The sequence below is a fragment of the Halomonas rhizosphaerae genome, assembly GCF_030012485.1.
Taxonomy (GTDB): domain Bacteria; phylum Pseudomonadota; class Gammaproteobacteria; order Pseudomonadales; family Halomonadaceae; genus Halomonas; species Halomonas rhizosphaerae.
Window position 1 is genome coordinate 1 of sequence record NZ_JASCQQ010000009.1, and the last position, 16,499, is coordinate 16,499.

The following is a 16,499-nucleotide window of genomic DNA, read 5'->3' on the forward strand; positions in this document are numbered from 1 at the left end:
TGATCTCTTCGAGGCCCTGCCGGAGCTGGAAAGCAAGCTGTAAGGAAGATCAGGATCTTCCCGGTGGCGCTCTCGACAGTCATCGGTCTCGTCGCGGATCTCTTCGAGGCCCTGCCGGAGCTGGAAAGCAAGCTGTAAGGAAGATCGGGATCTTCCAGGTGGCGCTCTCGACAGTCATCGGTCTCGTCGCCGATCTCTTCGAGGCGCTGCCTGATCGGTAACGCAGGCCGCGTTTTTTCGCCAGCCTGCCCGCGGGCCGGNCGGCCCCTTGGGGGCCGGCCCGCGTCGTTCAGGGTGTCGATTAACATCTCCTATACAAGGGATAACAGGAATCATTAGCAACAATTGCGGTTCCCTGCCATCCTTGTGGGTGAACCGGGACCACGGGTCCCTCTAGACAGCAACGAGGAGGAGTGATCATGGCGCATACCCTTCCAGACCTTCCCTATGCCTACGATGCCCTGGAACCGCATATCGATGCGATGACCATGGAAATCCACCATTCCCGTCACCATCAGACCTACGTCAACAACCTCAATGCCGCCCTCGAGGGGACCGGCCTCGAGGAGGTTCACGTGGAGGAGCTGATTGCCAATCTGGACCACGTGCCGGAGGGCAAGCGCCAGGCCGTGATCAACAACGGCGGTGGCCATGCCAACCACTCGATGTTCTGGCAGATGATGTCCCCCGATGGAGGAGGAGAGCCCCATGGCGAGGTGGCCCGCGCCATCGCGTCGGAGCTGGGCGGCTTCGATGCGTTCAAGGACGCCTTCACCAAGGCGGCCCTGGGCCGCTTCGGCAGCGGCTGGGCCTGGCTTAGCGTGACACCGCAGGGCCAGCTGGTGGTGGAAAATACCCTGAACCAGGACAGCCCCATCATGGATGGCAACACGCCCGTCCTGGGGCTTGATGTCTGGGAGCACGCCTACTACCTCAAATACCAGAACAAGCGCCCGGACTATGTGGCGGCCTTCTTCAACGTGATCAACTGGGAGGACGTGGAGCGTCGCTACCGCAACGCCACGGCCTGATGCCAGGCCTTTCCCGTCGGATGAGCCGTACCCTCAGGGTGCGGCTTTTTTGCGCGTGCGACTTGAATCTCCGAGCTTGTCACAGGTCAGTGCCCGGTGGATCAGCAGCGCCATCCCGCGCCATCTGCTACCTGCGGATGACACCATCGTATCCGCACGGACGATTATCATGCGCATTGATAATCGTTCGTATTGGTGGCATGGTGGGCGCCCTGCCCGGGACCACGACGGAGAGCCATGGTGAGGATCTTTCGCTTACAATTACCGGCCGGCATCGCCCTCGGTCTGCTGACCCTCGGCCTTCTTCAGGCACAGGAATCCGTGATCGAAGAGGCCAGCCGGGCCCAGCGCGTCCAGGCCGAGCTGCAGTCGCGCATCGCCACGGTCGACGACGAGAGCCGCGAGATGCTTGCCGAGCTGCGCCGGCTAGAGGCCGAGACACGGCGCCTGGAGGTGCGCAGCGACGCCCTGGCGCCACGCCTGGAGCGACGCGGCGAGCGGCTGGATAGCCGCGAGGATGCGCTGGATACGCTGGCCGAGACCCGCGAGGCGCTGCCGAAGCTCGAGCAGGCGCTGATCTCGCGCCTGCGGACCTGGGTGGAACGCGACCTGCCGTTCCTCAAGGAAGAGCGCCTGGCCCGTGCCAGGAGTCTCGAGACAGGCCTGGCCGACCCCGATGCCTCGGCCGCGGAGCGCCTGGATCGTATTCTCGCCGCCTGGCGTACCGAGCTCGACTATGGCCGTGAACTGGACGCCTGGCGCGGCATCCTGAACGAGGGGAAAGACGAGGGAGACGCCCGCCGTGAGGTGGACTTCCTGCGCCTGGGGCGGGTGGGGCTCTACTACCTGACGCCGGATGGCCGGGAAGGTGGCGTCTGGCGCGCCGATGCCGAGCGCTGGGAGGCACTGGATGAAACCGGACGTGGTCAGCTGCGCCACGGCCTGCGCATCGCCCGCGACCAGCGGGCACCGGAACTGCTGACCCTGCCGATCTCCCGGCCGCTCGAGCGGGGAGCCACTACCACCGACGCGGAGGCGAGCTCATGATCCATCCCGGGATGCGTGTCGCACGCCGTGCCCTGGTAGGGCTGGTGATGGGCAGTCTGTTGATCGTCGGGCTGCCCGCCCAGTCTCAGGAGGAGCCCCTGACCACCCTGCGCGCCGAGCGCGAGGCGGCCGAGGCCCGTGATGCGGCGCGCCTGGCCGAGCTCGTCGAGGATCGCGAGGCCCTGCAGGCAGCTCTCGAGGAGGCCCGCGAGGCTCACGATGAAGCCCAGGCGCGCTTCGCGGGCCTGGCGGAACAGGAGCAGGCCCAGCAGACCCGTCGCGAGGCGCTCGACGAACGCCAGGCGGTTCAGGGAGAGGATCTTTCAGCGGTGCTGGATACCCTGGTGCGACACAGCGGCGAACTGCGCGATGACCTGGCGGAGAGCTGGATCACGGTGGGCGGCGCCGCGTTGCCGCCGCGCCTCGACGAGGCCGAGGTGCTCAGGCCCGAGCACCTTGAGACCCTGGGCGATGCGCTGATGGCGCTGACCGCCGAGACCGGGCGGGTCGTCGCGTTCGATGCGCCCGTGGCGGGCGGTGGCGGCCAGGTCGCCACCCGCGAGGTGGTGCGCCTGGGTGACCTGGCCGCCTTCAGCGAGGGGCAGCTGCTCGAGCACGGTGCCGAGGAGGATGTGCTCGCCACCGCGCCCCCCCTCCCGGCGGAGGTAAGCGAGCTGCTCGCCGATTTCCAGGCCGGGGAGGGGGAGCGGTTGGCCCTGGACCCTACCCGGGGGCAGGTCATCGAGGCCCTGGCCCAGCGGCCGAGCCTCAGGGAGCGCTTCCAGCAGGGCGGCGCCGTGGGCTATGTGGTGGTGGGCCTGGGTGCCATCGGCCTGCTGGTGGCACTGCTGCAGTACGCCTACCTGCTCAGGGTGAGCATGGCGACGCGCCGCCAGTTGCGCGATCTCGGCCGGCTGCGCGAAGACAACCCGCTGGGCAGAGTGCTGCTGCGCTTTCGGGCGCTCGCCGACGACCCCGTGCCCGAGGCGCTGGAGGCGCGCCTCGATGAGGCGGTGCTGGCCGAGTTGCCGCGGCTCGAGCGCGGCCAGCCGCTGGTCAAGCTGCTCGCCGCCGTGGCCCCGCTGTTGGGCCTGCTGGGCACCGTCACCGGCATGATCGTCACCTTCCAGGCGATCACGGTGTTCGGCACCGGCGACCCCCAGCTGATGGCCGGCGGCATCAGCCAGGCGCTGGTCACCACCGTGCTGGGCCTGATCACCGCGGTGCCGCTGCTGTTTGCCCATACCGCCCTGGCCGAACGCAGCCGTCACCTGGCGGGGGTGATGGAGGGCCAGGCCAGCGCGGCCTTGGCCAAGCAGCTCGAACATCGCCGGGCCTCCCCGACAGCATCCGGGAGCGAGCGCCGTGCTGCCGCTCTGGCTTGAACCCCTGGCGCGGCTGGTCGATGCCGGCGGGATCATCCTGGTGGGCATCGCCGGGGTGGCGGCGCTGCTCTTCGGCTTGGCCCTGGAGCGTGTGCTGTTCTTCCGCATCACCTACCGCCGCGCCCGCCGTGCCCTGATCGCGCGCTGGGCGGCGCGCCAAGAGCACCTCAGCTGGAGCGCCTTGACCCTGCGGGAGGCCTGGACCCGAGAGCTGATCGCCCGGCTGAGGCGCCCGCTGCCCTGGCTGAAGCTGCTGGTGGGGCTTTGCCCGCTGCTCGGCCTGCTGGGCACCGTCACCGGCATGATCGCCGTGTTCGACAGCCTGTCGCTGAGTGAGACCGGCCAGGCGCGGGCCATGGCCGATGGCGTGGCGCGGGCCACCCTGCCGACCCTGGCCGGCATGGCGGTGGCCGTGGTGGGGCTGCTGTTCACCAGCCGACTGGAACAGATCATCCGGCGCGAGGATCAGCGGCTGCATGACCGCCTGGCCCGCGCCGTGGAGGAGTCCCATGCGTAGACGCCGCAGCCTGGCCGCCGAGGAAGGCGATGCCGGCGAGATCAACCTGACCCCCATGCTGGATGTCGTCTTCATCATGCTGATCTTCTTCATCGTCACCACCAGCTTCATCAAGGAGAGTGGCGTGGAGATCGAGCGGCCCGAGTCCAGCGCCGCCAGCCCCCAGCCCGATGCCCGGCTGATGGTGGCGATCACCCCGGAGGGCACCGTCTGGGTGGACGGCCGGCCGGTGGACGCCCACCGCGTCGGCGAGGAAATCGCAGCACTCGTCAGCGACGATGGCGGGGTGGTGATCCAGGCCGACCGCGAGGCCACCACCGGCCTGCTGATCGAGGTGATGGACCGTATCCGGACGGCCGGCGTCGAGCAGGTCGCGGTGGCTGCGAGCCGGGGCGCGCCATGACCCGGGTGCTGGTCTCGGCGTCGGCCGGCGTGGCCATGGCGCTGCTGCTGTTCTGGCTGCTGGCGCTGCTGGTCTCGCCCCCCGAGCCGGATATCGAGGTGCTGGAGATGAGCATGCCGCTGACCAGCATCGAGTCGCCCGACGCCGAACCCGAGGCGGCCGAGGTGCCCGCCGAGGCCGCCCCGCCGGCACCGTCGAAGCCGGTCGTCCCGCCGCCGCTGCCCGAGCCCGCGCCACTGGCGCAGAACGAGATGGTCCTGCCCGAGCCGGCGCTGCCGCCGGAAGAGGCTGAGCCGATGGAACTCGACACCGAGCTGCCCGAGCTCAGCGAGGCGCGGCCGGAACACGAACCGCAGCCCGAGCCGCAACCCGACCCTGATCCGAAGCCTGAACCGGAGCCTGAACCGGAGCCCCGGGCCGAAGCGTCGGCTCGGCCGTCCGACGCGGCCGAGACATCCGGCGAGCCCGCCAGTGGCCAGCCGGATGCAGGCGCCCCCGAGGTCGGCGAACCGGTGGACGTGGGGCAGGCGGCGCCCACCGAGCGGGTGCCGCCGCAGTATCCGGCGCGGGCCCAGCGTCGCGGGCTCGAGGGTCACGTGGAGCTGGAGTTCGTGATCCGCGCGGACGGCAGCGTCGACCCGTCGAGCGTCCGCGTGCTCTCCGCCAGGCCGCGCAACGTCTTCGACAAGGCCGCGCGTCAGGCGGTAGCGCAGTGGCGCTTCGCGCCGGCCGACGGTCAGCGTCGCGCCCGGCAGCGGCTGGCATTCCAGCTGAGATAGCCTGCAACAGGGAGCTCTCATGTCGCATCTTCGTCGCCTTTCCCTGGTCATCGCCGGCTGGCTGCTGATGGCTCCCGTGGCCTTGGCGGCACCGGCGTTGCCGGGCGCCTTCATCGACGACCTGGAGCGCCTGCAGCAGCGTCTCGAGGCCGGCGAGATCGATGCAGTGAGCGAGCGGGCCCTGGCCCAGGCCGAGCGCCTGGCCGGCGGCAATGCCGCCGACCGCTGGGCCCGGGCCCTCTATCTGCAACTGGCCGCCGGCGCCGCGGCACGCGCCGACGACCCGGCGGCGGCCGCCGACCATCTTCTTGTCGCGCGCGAGATTCGTGGCGTGGAGGCGGCGCGGCAGGACCGTTGGCAGCGCGACGAGGCCCGGCTTCGCCTGGCGGCGGGAGAAGCCGCAGAGGGCGCCAGGCTGCTGGCCGACTGGTTGACGCGGCATGACGAAGAACCGCGGGATCGCTGGCGCCTGGCGCGGGCGCTGGCCGAGCGGGAGCAATGGAATGACGCCGCCGACTGGGTGGAGCGTGCCCTGGCTGTCACGCCCGAGCCGAGCGAGGCTCAGCGCGGGCTGTCCATCTCGGTGCTCAGGCGCGCCGGACGGGACGGCGCGGCCCTGGCGCTGCTGGCCGATGGTCTCTCGGAGAGTCGCGACCCCGCGCGCTGGCGGCAGGCCGCGGCCCTGGCCCGGCGGCTGGGTGACGCCGGCCAGGCCGCGGCGATCTGGGAGGCCGGCTGGCGGCGCGGTGTGCTCGAAGACAGCGACGACCTGCGTCGCCTGATCGAGCTGCACCTGGCCGGTGGCACCCCGGCGCGGGCCGCCGAGTACCTGGTCAAGGCGCTGGAGCAGGGCGAGCTGGAGGACAGCGAGACGCACCGGCGCCTGCTGGCTCGGGCCTGGGAGGCGGCGCGTGACCGCGATCGTGCCCTGGGCGCCTGGGGGGCCGTGGCCAGGCGGAGCGACAGCGGCGGCGACTGGCTGAGGCTCGGCCAGCTTGCCCACGCCTGGGGACGCCACGATCTGGCCGAGCGGGCGCTGACCCGGGCTCATGAGCGGGGGGAGGACGACGCCGAGCGCTGGCTCGAGGCCATGGCCTCGATGGACGCCCGCTGAGTCATCGGCCTCAAGACAGGGGGGCTGCCTACAGCGCCAGCTCCGTCCACACCGGGGCATGGTCGGAGGGCTTCTGCATGCCGCGCAGCTCGTAGTCGATGCCGGCGTCCGTCACCTTCTCGGCGAGCGGCGCGCTCACCAGGATATGGTCGATGCGCAGGCCGCGCCGAGGGTCGCGCTCGAAGCCGCGGGAGCGATAGTCGAACCAGCTGAAGCGGTCGTCTGCCGTCGGGTAGCAAAGCCGGTAGCTGTCGGTGAGACCCCAGGCCTTGATGCCGGCGAGCCATTCGCGCTCCACCGGCTGGAAGCTGGTCTTGCCCTCGCGCAGCCAGCGCCGGCGGTTGGCCTCGCCGATACCGATGTCGCTCTCCTCGGGGGAGATGTTGAAGTCGCCCATCACCGCCAGGCGCTCGTCGGGGCGGTGCTGCGTCTCCAGCAGCCGCTGGAGCTGGGCGTAGAAGGCGCGCTTGTGGGGAAACTTGACCGGATGCTCGACGTTCTCGCCCTGGGGGAAGTAGCCATTCCACACCGTGACGGGGTCGCCGTCGCCCGGGCGCACGCGCACCCCGATCATGCGCCGCTGGGCCTGTTCGCCGTCATCGGGAAAGCCATGGAAGATCGCCTCCGGTTCCCCGCACTGGGCCGTGTCGACCAGCAGCGCCACGCCGTAGTGGCCTTTCTGGCCGTGGTAGAAGACGCGATAGCCCAGCGTCTCCACCGCCGCCACGGGGAACTCGCTGTCCTGGACCTTGGTTTCCTGCAGGCCGATCACCGCCGGGCGATGCGTCTCGACCAGGGCGGCGAGCTGGTGCAGGCGGGCGCGGATGCCGTTGATGTTGAAGGAGACCAGGCGCATCGTCAGTCGTCCTTGCGCTCGGGAGTGTCGCTGCCCGATGTCCCGGGGTGGATGGCGATCGGTTGCCCCGACTCCTGGCGGGCCATCTTGCGGGCCGCCTGCAACTTGCGCTGCTGGCGCTTCTTCTGAGTGAAGCGGGTCGTCGAGGTGACCTGGTCGGGATTCTCGTGGCGCCACTTCTTGAAATCCTTGCGCTTGCCGGTGCGGATCTGCACCTTGTCGGCGAGCGAACGGGTCTTCTTTCGGCGTGTCATGATGCAACTCCTTGCATGAATGGGCGCCATTCTACCAGTCGCGGCGGCCAGGCCGACAGCGCCGAACCGGCGGCAGGTGTCAGGGGCGCGCCCTCGTCGCCGGAGACTGGTACAATGCCGGTTTGCGTCATGCACCCCATCCACCGATACGGACAAGACAGCACAGCCTATGAGCGAGTCGGAACAGACCACAGCACCGGCCCAGAACCGCAAGCCCAAGCGTCGCCGGCGCAAGCCGCGCCGTCGCCAGTCGAACTGGGATCTGCGCCAGTTCCAGGTCCCCGTCGTGGCGGGCAAGTGGCGCTTCCATGACTTCGACTTGCCGCTGCCGTTGATGCGGGCCATTCATGCCCTGGGCTTCGAGTACTGCACGCCCATCCAGGCCGAGGCCCTGGCCCAGACCCTGCTGGGCGGTGACGTGGTGGGCAAGGCCCAGACCGGCACCGGCAAGACCGCCGCCTTCCTGATCTCGATCCTGGCCTACTTCCTCGAGGAGGAGGCGCCCAACGGCCAGAAGCCGGGGGCACCACGGGCGCTGATCGTGGCCCCGACCCGCGAGCTGGCGCTGCAGATCGAGAAGGACGCCAAGGCCCTGGCCCGCTTCACGGACCTCAAGGTGGCCAGCGTCGTGGGCGGCATGGACTACCAGAAGCAGCGTGACGCTCTGGGGGACAGGCTCGACATCCTGGTCGCCACCCCGGGTCGGCTGCTGGACTTCCACGAGAAGCGCGACGTCGACCTCACCCAGGTGGAAGTGCTGGTGCTGGACGAGGCGGACCGCATGCTCTCCATGGGGTTCATCCCCGACGTCAAGCGCATCATCCGCCATACCCCGAACAAGGAGCAGCGCCAGACCTTCCTGTTCTCGGCCACCTTCAGCCAGGACATCCTCAACCTGGCCAGCCAGTGGACCCACGAGCCTGCCCACGTGGAGATCGAGGTCACCGTCGACAACGCCGCCGACATCGACCAGCGCGTCTACCTGGTCGGTGACGAGGACAAGCAGCGCCTGCTGGTCAACCTGCTCAAGCAGGAGAGCTTCGACCGCGTCATGGTGTTCGGCAACCGCCGCGACCTGGTGCGCAAGCTCGACGACCTGCTCGAGAAGGCCGGCATCAATGCCGCCATGCTCTCCGGCGACGTGCCCCAGAACCAGCGCATCGAGACCCTCGAGAAGTTCCGCGAGGGCCAGATCCAGGTGCTGGTCGCCACCGACGTGGCGGGGCGCGGCATCCACATCGAGGATGTCAGCCACGTGATCAACTACACCCTGCCGGAAGACCCCGAGGACTATGTGCACCGCATCGGGCGCACCGGCCGCGCCGGGGCCAAGGGCGTCTCGATCAGCTTCGTGGGCGAGGAGGACGCCTTCTCCCTGCCCGAGATCGAGCGCTACATCAACGACAAGCTGCCCTGCGAGCACCCGCCGGAAGGCCTGCTCTGACGGCCCATGCTTGAGGAGGCGCTGAAGGCCGAGATCCAGGACGCCTACCGTCGGGTTCTGGAGGGCCTCGAGCTCACGCCGCGCTATGGCCAGCGGCTGATGATCGCCGAGATCGCCCGCACCCTGGCGGGCATCGAGGCCGACGAGGCCGGCCGGCGCACCAGTGACGAGCATGTCTGCGTGCTCGAGGCCGGCACCGGGACCGGCAAGACCCTGGCCTACCTGCTGGCCGCGCTGCCGGTGGCGAAGGCCCGCGGCAAGCGGCTGGTCATCGCCACCGCCACCGTGGCCCTGCAGGAGCAGGTGCTGCACCAGGACCTGCCGGCGCTCAAGGCCCACAGCGGGCTCGACTTCGACTATGCCCTGGCCAAGGGGCGCGGGCGCTATGTCTGCGTGGCGCGCCTCGACCAGGCGCTGGACGGCGGGGAGGAGAACGCGACCCTGTCGCTCTTCGAGCAGTCCTTGGCCAGCGGCGGCGACGACTTCCAGGCGCTGGCCAAGGAACTGGGCGAGGCCTACGGCAACGGCCGCTGGGAGGGCGACCGCGACAGCTGGCCCGAGGCCATCGAGGACAGCCACTGGCGCCGTCTCACCGTGGACCACCGCCAGTGCACCAACCGCCGCTGCGGCCACTTCGGGGCCTGCGCCTTCTTCCGTGCCCGCCGCCATCTCGAGAGCGCCGACGTCATCGTCGCCAACCACGACCTGGTGCTGGCCGACCTGGCGCTGGGGGGCGGGGTGGTGCTGCCGGCTCCGGGTGACTGCATCCACGTCTTCGACGAGGGGCATCACCTGCCCGACAAGGCCCTCCAGCACTTTACCTACCGCTTCGCCGTGGGCGGGGCACTGCGCTGGCTGAAGACCCTGAAGAGCTCGCTCACCGAGCTCAACCAGGCGCTGGCCGTGCAGCCGACCCTGGCGCGGCTGCTGGCGGGACTCCCGGAGGCGATCAATGCCCTGGAGCCCCGCCTCGGCGAGGCCTTCGCCCTGGGCCACCAGCTGGCCGGGCGCCCCCAGGGGCTGGCCGACGGCGAGGAGAGCCGGCACCACCGCCTGGAGATGGGGCGGGCCCCCGAGGCGCTGCGCGAGCAGGCGGGTGGTCTGGTGGTGATCTTCGCCGAGCTCTCCCGCACCCTGGAGGGCATGGCCGACATACTGCGCGAGAGCCTCGACCCGGACAAGCACACCGGCCTGCCGCGGGAACAGGCCGAGGCCTGGCTGCCGCTGGTGGCGCTGCTCCATGGGCGAGCCCTGGAAGCCCATGCCCTGTGGCTGGCCTTCGCCGAGACGGACCCCGAGGGCGAGCCGCCGCGCGCGCGCTGGCTGACCCTGGAGCGCTTCCATGGCGAGCCTGAGTTGACGTTCTCCGCGAGCCCGGTCTCGGCGGCCCACACCCTGGCGAAGAGCCTGTGGGGCACCACCTTCGGGGCCGTGGTGACCTCGGCGACGCTTACCGCCCTGGGGCGCTTCGAGCGGCTGCAGGAGCGTGCCGGGCTGGCAAACCGCTATCGCTACCAGCGCCTCCCCAGTCCCTTCGACTACTCCCGGGCGGTGCTCAGCGTACCCCGGGAGGCGGTCGACCCCGCCGACCGCGAGGGGCACGAGCGGGCCATCGTCGACTTCGTGGAAGCACTCGGTGACACGGAGGCGGTGCTGATGCTCTTCTCGTCACGGGCCCAGCTTCGCGGCGTCGAGAAGGCGCTCTCCGGGGCCCGGCGCGAGCGGGTGCTGGCCCAGGATCGCCTGCCCAAGCGCGAGCTGATCACCCGCCACCGGGCGCGGGTGGACGCGGGGGAGGGCAGCATAATCTTCGGCCTGGCGAGCTTTGCCGAGGGGATCGACCTGCCCGGTGACTACCTCACCCATGTGGTGATCACCCGGCTGCCCTTCTCGGTACCCGACGACCCGGTGGGGGCGACGCTGGCCGAATGGATCGAGAGCCGCGGCGGCAATGCCTTCATGCGCATCAGTGTGCCGGATGCCTCGATCAAGCTGGTGCAGGCCTGTGGCCGACTGATCCGCAAGGAGGCCGACCATGGGCGCATCACCCTGCTAGATCGCCGGGTGTTGACCCGCCGCTACGGCCGGGCGCTGCTCGACGCCCTGCCTCCTTTCGTGCGCGAGATCGACGGCGTACGCGAAGTCTGAGCGGCAGAGGGAAGGGGGAAGGGGGAGAGATCCCCGGTCAGCGTAGGCGTCACCCGCAACGAACGGGCCCGCCGTCAGGCAGGCCCGGGAGTGTGGGGGCGGCGACAGGGCTCAGGCGGCCTGGCGTCGCTCGGCCAGCACCGGCGCGAGTTTCTCGTTCATGCGCTTGAAGGCGTCGACGGTGGTGTCCCAGTCGATGCAGGCGTCCGTGATGGAGACGCCGTACTTGAGCTGGCTGAGATCCTCGGTCAGTTTCTGGTTGCCCCAGCCGATATTGGACTCGACCATCAGGCCGATGATCGAGCGGTTGCCCTCGAGGATCTGGTTGGTGACGTTCTCCAGCACCAGCGGCTGCAGGGCCGCATCCTTGTTGGAGTTGGCGTGGGAGCAGTCGATCATGATGTTGGGCTTGATCCCGGCCTTCTTCAGCTCCTGCTCGGCCAGCGCCACGCTGACGCTGTCGTAGTTGGGCTTGCCGTTGCCGCCGCGCAGCACCACATGGCCATAGGCGTTGCCGCGGGTACGGATGATCGCCACCTGGCCGGCCTGGTCGATGCCCAGGAAGTTGTGGGGATGAGAAACCGACTGCAGGGCATTGACCGCGACGTCCAGGCTACCGTCGGTGCCGTTCTTGAAGCCCACCGGGCAGGAGAGTCCCGAGGACATCTCGCGGTGTGTCTGGGACTCGGTGGTGCGGGCGCCGATCGCTGACCAGCTGATGCAGTCCTGCAGGTACTGCGGCGAGATCGGGTCCAGCGCCTCGGTGGCCAGGGGCAGGCCCATCTCGGCGAGCTGGACCAGCAGCTTGCGGGCGATATGCAGGCCCTCCTCGATCTCGAAGGAGCCGTTGAGGTGAGGGTCGTTGATCAGGCCCTTCCAGCCCACCGTGGTGCGGGGCTTCTCGAAGTAGACGCGCATCACGATGTAGAGGCTGTCCTTGACCTCGTCGGCCAGCCGGCGCAGGCGGCGCGCATAGTCCAAGGCGGCATCCACGTCATGGATGGAGCAGGGGCCCACCACCATCAGCAGGCGGGGATCACGGCCGTCGAGGATGGCCTGGATCGTCTCGCGGCCCTCGATCACCGTGCGCTCGGCGGCCTCGGTGAGGGGGATCTCCCGCTTGAGGGCCTCGGGTGTGATCAGGACGTCCTGGGCGAGAACGTTGAGGTTGTTGACCTGCTGCTCTGACATTGTGCTTCCTGTATCGTGTCTGCGCTGATGGCGATGTCCAGTGGCATCTACTATCGCGCGCGGGGCCGGCAAATTCAATCGCCGCGGGAACCCGGCGGGCCGCTGCAGGTCCCATCGCCGGCAACGGGGCAAGGCAATCGGCTTGATGGACGTTCAAGAAACAGGAACACTTGTACCTCTCGTGATTCATGACCCTGACCATTCAGTGGCTGCAAGGCCCCAGGTTGACACTATGCTAGCAACGCCAGACCGTTCGCGACCCGCCGTCGGGTCGCCGTCCGTGCCTCTCTGTTCGGGGAGGGCCTGAATGGGCACCCGGGAAACCGACCAGCAGCTCGTCGAGCGCGCCCAGAAGGGGGACACTCGCGCCTTCGATCTGCTGGTGAAGAAGTACCAGCACAAGATCATCGGCCTGATCGGCCGCTATGTGCACGACCACGCCGAGGTGCAGGACGTGGCGCAGGAGGCCTTCATCAAGGCCTACCGGGCACTGGGCAAGTTCCGCGCCGAGAGCGCGTTCTACACCTGGATGTACCGCATCGCCATCAATACCGCGAAGAACTACCTGGTCTCGAAGGGGCGTCGTCCCCCGGGCAGCGATCTGGACATCGCCGATGCCGAGATTGTCGACCACAGCGGACGGCTGGCCGATACCGAGACCCCCGAGGCCGCCATGGCCCGCGACCAGCTCGAGGCGGCCATCTTCGAGGCGATCGAGGGCCTGCCTGACGACTTGCGGACCGCGATCACCCTGCGTGAGCTCGATGGCCTCTCCTACGAGGATATCGCCGCCATCATGCAGTGTCCCGTGGGTACCGTCCGCTCGCGGATCTTCCGGGCCCGGGAGGCGGTGGACCAGCACATCCGCCCGCTCGTCACCACTTCCCGCAACCAGGAGTCAGTGGTCGAATGAGGCGTTGGAGGCGAGAAACTGCAAGCTTTTTGACGATTTGCTGAACTGTCCGGGATCTGCGACGTCATATGCGGTGACCGGCCCGCCACCAGCGGGCAACAACATGCCGACATGGCCAGGGCGACACGCGCCGATGTCGGGATCAACAGGCTGTCAAAGGACCCGGACCGGGTCGCCTTGTCGAGTGTGAGGGTGTGAAGAATGAGTCAGAACGCACGGGAATCGCTTTCTGCCCTGATGGACAACGAAGGGGATGAGCTGGAGCTGCGTCGAGTCCTGAAGTCACTGGACGACTCCCCGGATGCCGCCGAGACCTGGCGCCGCTACCATCTGATGCGCAGCCTGATGCGACGGGAACCGGAGGTTGATGTCGCCACCGACCTCTCGGCGGGCATCATGGCGCGCCTGCAGGACGAGCCGCTGCCCCGGGTCGACGCCGGCGAGCCATCCGGTCGTCCCGTGTCGCTGGCGCGCGGTGCCGGCATCGCTGCCGCCGTGTCCCTGATGGTCATCACCGGCGTGCAGTTCTACAACGGTAGCCTCGACTCGGGGCAGGCCCCCGCCGAGGTGGCCACCCAGGGCCAGCCGGGGGGGGAGATGCAGGCTAGCCCTGCCGCTCTCGGCGGGTCGGAGCTGGCGTCCTCCGGCGCTGACAGCCGTCCCTCGCTGCCGGGCCTGCCGCTCTTCCAGACGCCCTCCGGCGATTCCCGGGGCGCGATGACGGTGGGGGCGGGCTTCGATTCGCCGCTGTTCCTCTCCCCGCGGCAGTCCGCCCGGGATGACCAGCAACAGGCTCAGCTGTTGCAGTCCTACCTGGACCGCCATGCCGAGGGCGCGGCCTATCGCAGTGGCGACACCTGGATGCCGCTGCTGCGTGCGTCCGGTAGCGAGTCCCTGGGGCAGCACTGATGCGTCAGGGTCGTCCGACCCGCCTGCTCGGCGGGATGCTGGTCGCGGCCCTGCTGATCCACTCGTCAGGCGCGGTGGCACAGCCCGACGACGACTCGACCCAGGCCGAGCGATTCGACTGCCGCTCCCTGGCGGAGCGCGAACCACCCGAGACGGCCCTGGGCTGGTTGGAGCGCAGCCTCTGGGCCAACCACTGCTACGAGTTCCAGGCGCGGGCGGTACGTATCGGCGGCGACGGGGTCCGTTCCCTGGCGCTTTCCCATGATGTCGTGGAGGGCGTCGAGCGCGAGGTGGCCCGGTTTCTGGACGGTCCCGCGGTGGTCTTCGAGCGGCGCGGGCGTATCGGGCGCCTGAGCTGGGCGGAGGGTGATGCCCCGGTGCCGGCCTCGCCGGCGGGCATCGCCCAACACCTAGATGGCCTCTACCGTCTCCAGCTGAGCGGTGAGGAGCGCCTTGCCAATCGCACCACCATCCGCCTCGACATCGAACCCCTGGATGTCATGCGGTATGGCCACCGATTCTGGCTCGACACTGCCACGGGGCTGCCGCTCAAGCAGATCCTGCTGGACGAGGAGGGGCGCGTGGTGGAGACCTTCCAGATCACCGAGCTGCGTCAGCCACAGCTGTACCAGGGAGAGATCGGCCTCGACCGACGCCGTGCCCGCCCGGAGGACCCCTGGCACCCCGCCTGGCTACCCACGGGCTTTATCCCCCAGCCCGTGGAGACCCGCAGTTCTCGCCACGACGATGATGTCGGCCACCGGGTCTACAGTGACGGGCTCGCCACCCTCAGCCTGTTCGTGGAACCCGTGGAGGGACCGGACCAGCTGATCCCGGGCATGCATCGCCTCGGCGTCTCCCATGCGGCCGTGCGCCATCGCGAACTCGGCGGTCAGACCCGCCAGGTGGTGGTGATGGGCGAGCTCCCCCCCGGTGTCCTGCTGCGCGTGGCCGATTCGGTGGAGTGGCAGGCCGGCGATGAGGGCGACATGCCCTGAACCTTTTGACACACAGACGGTATGAAGGACACTTCCATTCTTGCCGACGCAGGAGCCTTTCATGAAGCGCATGACACGACACCTTTCCCTCTGGATGCTGCTCGCCACGGCCCTGCTGGCGTGGCAGACGGCCATGGCCCGCGAGCTGCCGGACTTCACCGAACTGGTCGACCAGGCCGCGCCCGGCGTGGTCAACATCTCCACCTCGCGGATGGTGGAACGCCAGGCGTCGCCCTTCGGCGAGTTCGGCGGCCAGGAGATCCCGGAGATCTTTCGTCACTTCTTCGGCGACCGTTTCCCGGTGCCGCCCGGAGGGGCGCCGGGGCGCAGCGAGGAGCGCCAGTCCCTGGGGTCGGGCTTCATCATCGACGAGGCCGGCTACATCATGACCAATGCCCATGTGGTGGAGGGCGCCGACGAGATCCTGGTGCGACTCAACGACCGGCGCGAACTCGAGGCCGAGCTGATCGGTGCCGATACCAAGACGGATGTCGCCCTGCTCAAGGTCGACGCCGACGGACTGCCGGCCCTTACCCTGGCGGACTCCGATGATCTCCGGGTCGGGGAGTGGGTCGCCGCGATCGGCTCGCCCTTCGGTTTCGACCACTCGGTGACGGCCGGCATCGTCAGTGCCATCGATCGGACTCTGCCCCGCGATGCCTACGTCCCCTTCATCCAGACCGACGTGGCGATCAATCCGGGCAATTCCGGCGGCCCGCTGTTCAACCTGGACGGCGAGGTGGTCGGCATCAACTCGCAGATCTTCACCCGCAGCGGCGGCTTCATGGGGCTCTCCTTCGCGATCCCCATCAACGTGGCCCTGGATGTCGCCGACCAACTGCGTGACGACGGTCGCGTCAGCCGCGGCTGGCTCGGGGTGATGATCCAGCCGGTGTCCCGTGACCTGGCCGAGTCCTTCGGCATGGACAACACCGAGGGGGCGCTGATCGCCGACCTTGATCCCGAGGGGCCGGCGGCCCAGGGCGGGCTCCAGGCCGGCGACGTCATCCTCGAGGTGAATGGTGAGGCGGTGGAGAGTTCCAGTACCCTGCCGCGGCTGATCGGACGGGTCAGCCCGGGCAGCGATGTGGAACTGACGCTGCTGCGCGACGGCGAGCGTCGCGAGGAGACCGTCACCGTGGGCGACTGGCCCGACAGCCAGGGCGGCACGGCAACTGGCCAGGGCGAGGAACCGGCGCCGGCGCGGCTGGGCATCGCCGTGGCACCGCTGGAGGACGCCGAGCGTCGTGAACTCGGCATCGAGGGCGGTGTCCGGGTGCGCGAGGTGGACCCGCGCGGCACGGCCGCTCAGGCGGGCATCCGGGCCGGCGATATCCTGGTCAGCATCGACCAGAGCGCGGTGGAGAACCCCGACCAGCTTGCCGAACTGGTGACCGGGCTGCCCGATGATCGCGCGATTCCGGTGCGCCTCTACCGCGACGGCCGTTCGCTGTTCGTGGCGCTGCGGCTCTCCCGCGGCTGACCCCGCCGCCTCGGCGAGCGGCAGCAA

General features: G+C 69.2%; 16 protein-coding genes. 13 read left to right on the forward strand and 3 right to left on the reverse strand.

The annotated features are described in order from the left end of the window. Positions 1-419 precede the first annotated feature (419 nt). From QLQ86_RS04120 to QLQ86_RS04150, 7 genes are all read left to right on the forward strand, one after another. Positions 420-1,031 carry a superoxide dismutase gene (locus QLQ86_RS04120; RefSeq protein ID WP_282815978.1) on the forward strand — a complete coding sequence of 204 codons (612 nt, stop codon included), beginning with the start codon at positions 420-422 and terminating at the stop codon, positions 1,029-1,031. 240 nt (positions 1,032-1,271) lie between these two features. Further along, on the forward strand, positions 1,272-2,078 hold the full coding sequence (locus tag QLQ86_RS04125) for a DUF3450 domain-containing protein (protein ID WP_282736190.1): 807 nt from the start codon (positions 1,272-1,274) through the stop codon (positions 2,076-2,078). Next, on the forward strand, positions 2,075-3,463 hold the full coding sequence (locus QLQ86_RS04130; RefSeq protein ID WP_282815979.1) for a MotA/TolQ/ExbB proton channel family protein: 1,389 nt from the start codon (positions 2,075-2,077) through the stop codon (positions 3,461-3,463). Before QLQ86_RS04125 ends, QLQ86_RS04130 begins: the two co-directional genes overlap by 4 nt. Continuing rightward, positions 3,447-3,980 carry a MotA/TolQ/ExbB proton channel family protein gene (locus tag QLQ86_RS04135; RefSeq protein WP_282816124.1) on the forward strand — a complete coding sequence of 178 codons (534 nt, stop codon included), beginning with the start codon at positions 3,447-3,449 and terminating at the stop codon, positions 3,978-3,980. Before QLQ86_RS04130 ends, QLQ86_RS04135 begins: the two co-directional genes overlap by 17 nt. Beyond that, the gene (locus QLQ86_RS04140) at positions 3,973-4,383 is read left to right on the forward strand and encodes an ExbD/TolR family protein (protein WP_282815980.1); all 411 of its coding nucleotides are present in this window, start codon (positions 3,973-3,975) and stop codon (positions 4,381-4,383) included. The genes QLQ86_RS04135 and QLQ86_RS04140 overlap by 8 nt, the downstream gene beginning before the upstream one ends. Further along, positions 4,380-5,162 (forward strand): energy transducer TonB, encoded by a 783-nt coding sequence (locus tag QLQ86_RS04145; protein WP_282815981.1) that lies wholly within the window; start codon positions 4,380-4,382, stop codon positions 5,160-5,162. The genes QLQ86_RS04140 and QLQ86_RS04145 overlap by 4 nt, the downstream gene beginning before the upstream one ends. Before the next feature lie 19 nt (positions 5,163-5,181). Next, positions 5,182-6,276 (forward strand): hypothetical protein, encoded by a 1,095-nt coding sequence (locus QLQ86_RS04150; protein WP_282815982.1) that lies wholly within the window; start codon positions 5,182-5,184, stop codon positions 6,274-6,276. A gap of 28 nt (positions 6,277-6,304) precedes the next feature. Here the strand turns inward: QLQ86_RS04150 and xthA are convergent, their stop codons facing one another. After that, entirely contained in the window at positions 6,305-7,132 is an 828-nt protein-coding gene (gene xthA, locus QLQ86_RS04155; protein WP_282815983.1) for an exodeoxyribonuclease III, read from the reverse strand. A gap of 2 nt (positions 7,133-7,134) precedes the next feature. After that, complete coding sequence (locus QLQ86_RS04160; protein ID WP_282815984.1) at positions 7,135-7,386, reverse strand: hypothetical protein; 252 nt, start codon at positions 7,384-7,386, stop codon at positions 7,135-7,137. 169 nt (positions 7,387-7,555) lie between these two features. Here QLQ86_RS04160 and rhlB point away from each other — a divergent pair, with 169 nt between their 5' ends. Together rhlB and dinG are read left to right on the forward strand one after the other, a co-directional pair. After that, positions 7,556-8,830, forward strand: coding sequence for an ATP-dependent RNA helicase RhlB (gene rhlB / locus QLQ86_RS04165; protein WP_282736197.1), 1,275 nt, complete (start codon positions 7,556-7,558; stop codon positions 8,828-8,830). A 6-nt stretch (positions 8,831-8,836) separates the two neighbouring features. Beyond that, positions 8,837-10,978, forward strand: a complete 2,142-nt coding sequence (gene dinG / locus QLQ86_RS04170) for an ATP-dependent DNA helicase DinG (RefSeq protein WP_282815985.1) — start codon at positions 8,837-8,839, stop codon at positions 10,976-10,978. 111 nt (positions 10,979-11,089) lie between these two features. On the opposite strand, the gene QLQ86_RS04175 is transcribed toward dinG, so the two are convergent. After that, complete coding sequence (locus QLQ86_RS04175; protein WP_282736199.1) at positions 11,090-12,169, reverse strand: 3-deoxy-7-phosphoheptulonate synthase; 1,080 nt, start codon at positions 12,167-12,169, stop codon at positions 11,090-11,092. Positions 12,170-12,476: 307 nt separating this feature from the next. On the opposite strand from QLQ86_RS04175, the gene rpoE reads away from it, so the two are divergent. The 4 genes from rpoE to QLQ86_RS04195 all read left to right on the forward strand — a co-directional run bounded on the left by rpoE (position 12,477) and on the right by QLQ86_RS04195 (position 16,472). Further along, entirely contained in the window at positions 12,477-13,082 is a 606-nt protein-coding gene (gene rpoE / locus QLQ86_RS04180; RefSeq protein ID WP_282736200.1) for an RNA polymerase sigma factor RpoE, read from the forward strand. A 201-nt stretch (positions 13,083-13,283) separates the two neighbouring features. Next, the gene (locus tag QLQ86_RS04185) at positions 13,284-13,991 is read left to right on the forward strand and encodes a sigma-E factor negative regulatory protein (protein WP_282736201.1); all 708 of its coding nucleotides are present in this window, start codon (positions 13,284-13,286) and stop codon (positions 13,989-13,991) included. Continuing rightward, positions 13,991-14,989, forward strand: coding sequence for a MucB/RseB C-terminal domain-containing protein (locus tag QLQ86_RS04190; protein WP_282736202.1), 999 nt, complete (start codon positions 13,991-13,993; stop codon positions 14,987-14,989). The genes QLQ86_RS04185 and QLQ86_RS04190 overlap by 1 nt, the downstream gene beginning before the upstream one ends. A 61-nt stretch (positions 14,990-15,050) precedes the next feature. Beyond that, positions 15,051-16,472, forward strand: a complete 1,422-nt coding sequence (locus QLQ86_RS04195) for a DegQ family serine endoprotease (RefSeq protein WP_282736203.1) — start codon at positions 15,051-15,053, stop codon at positions 16,470-16,472. Positions 16,473-16,499 lie beyond the last annotated feature (27 nt).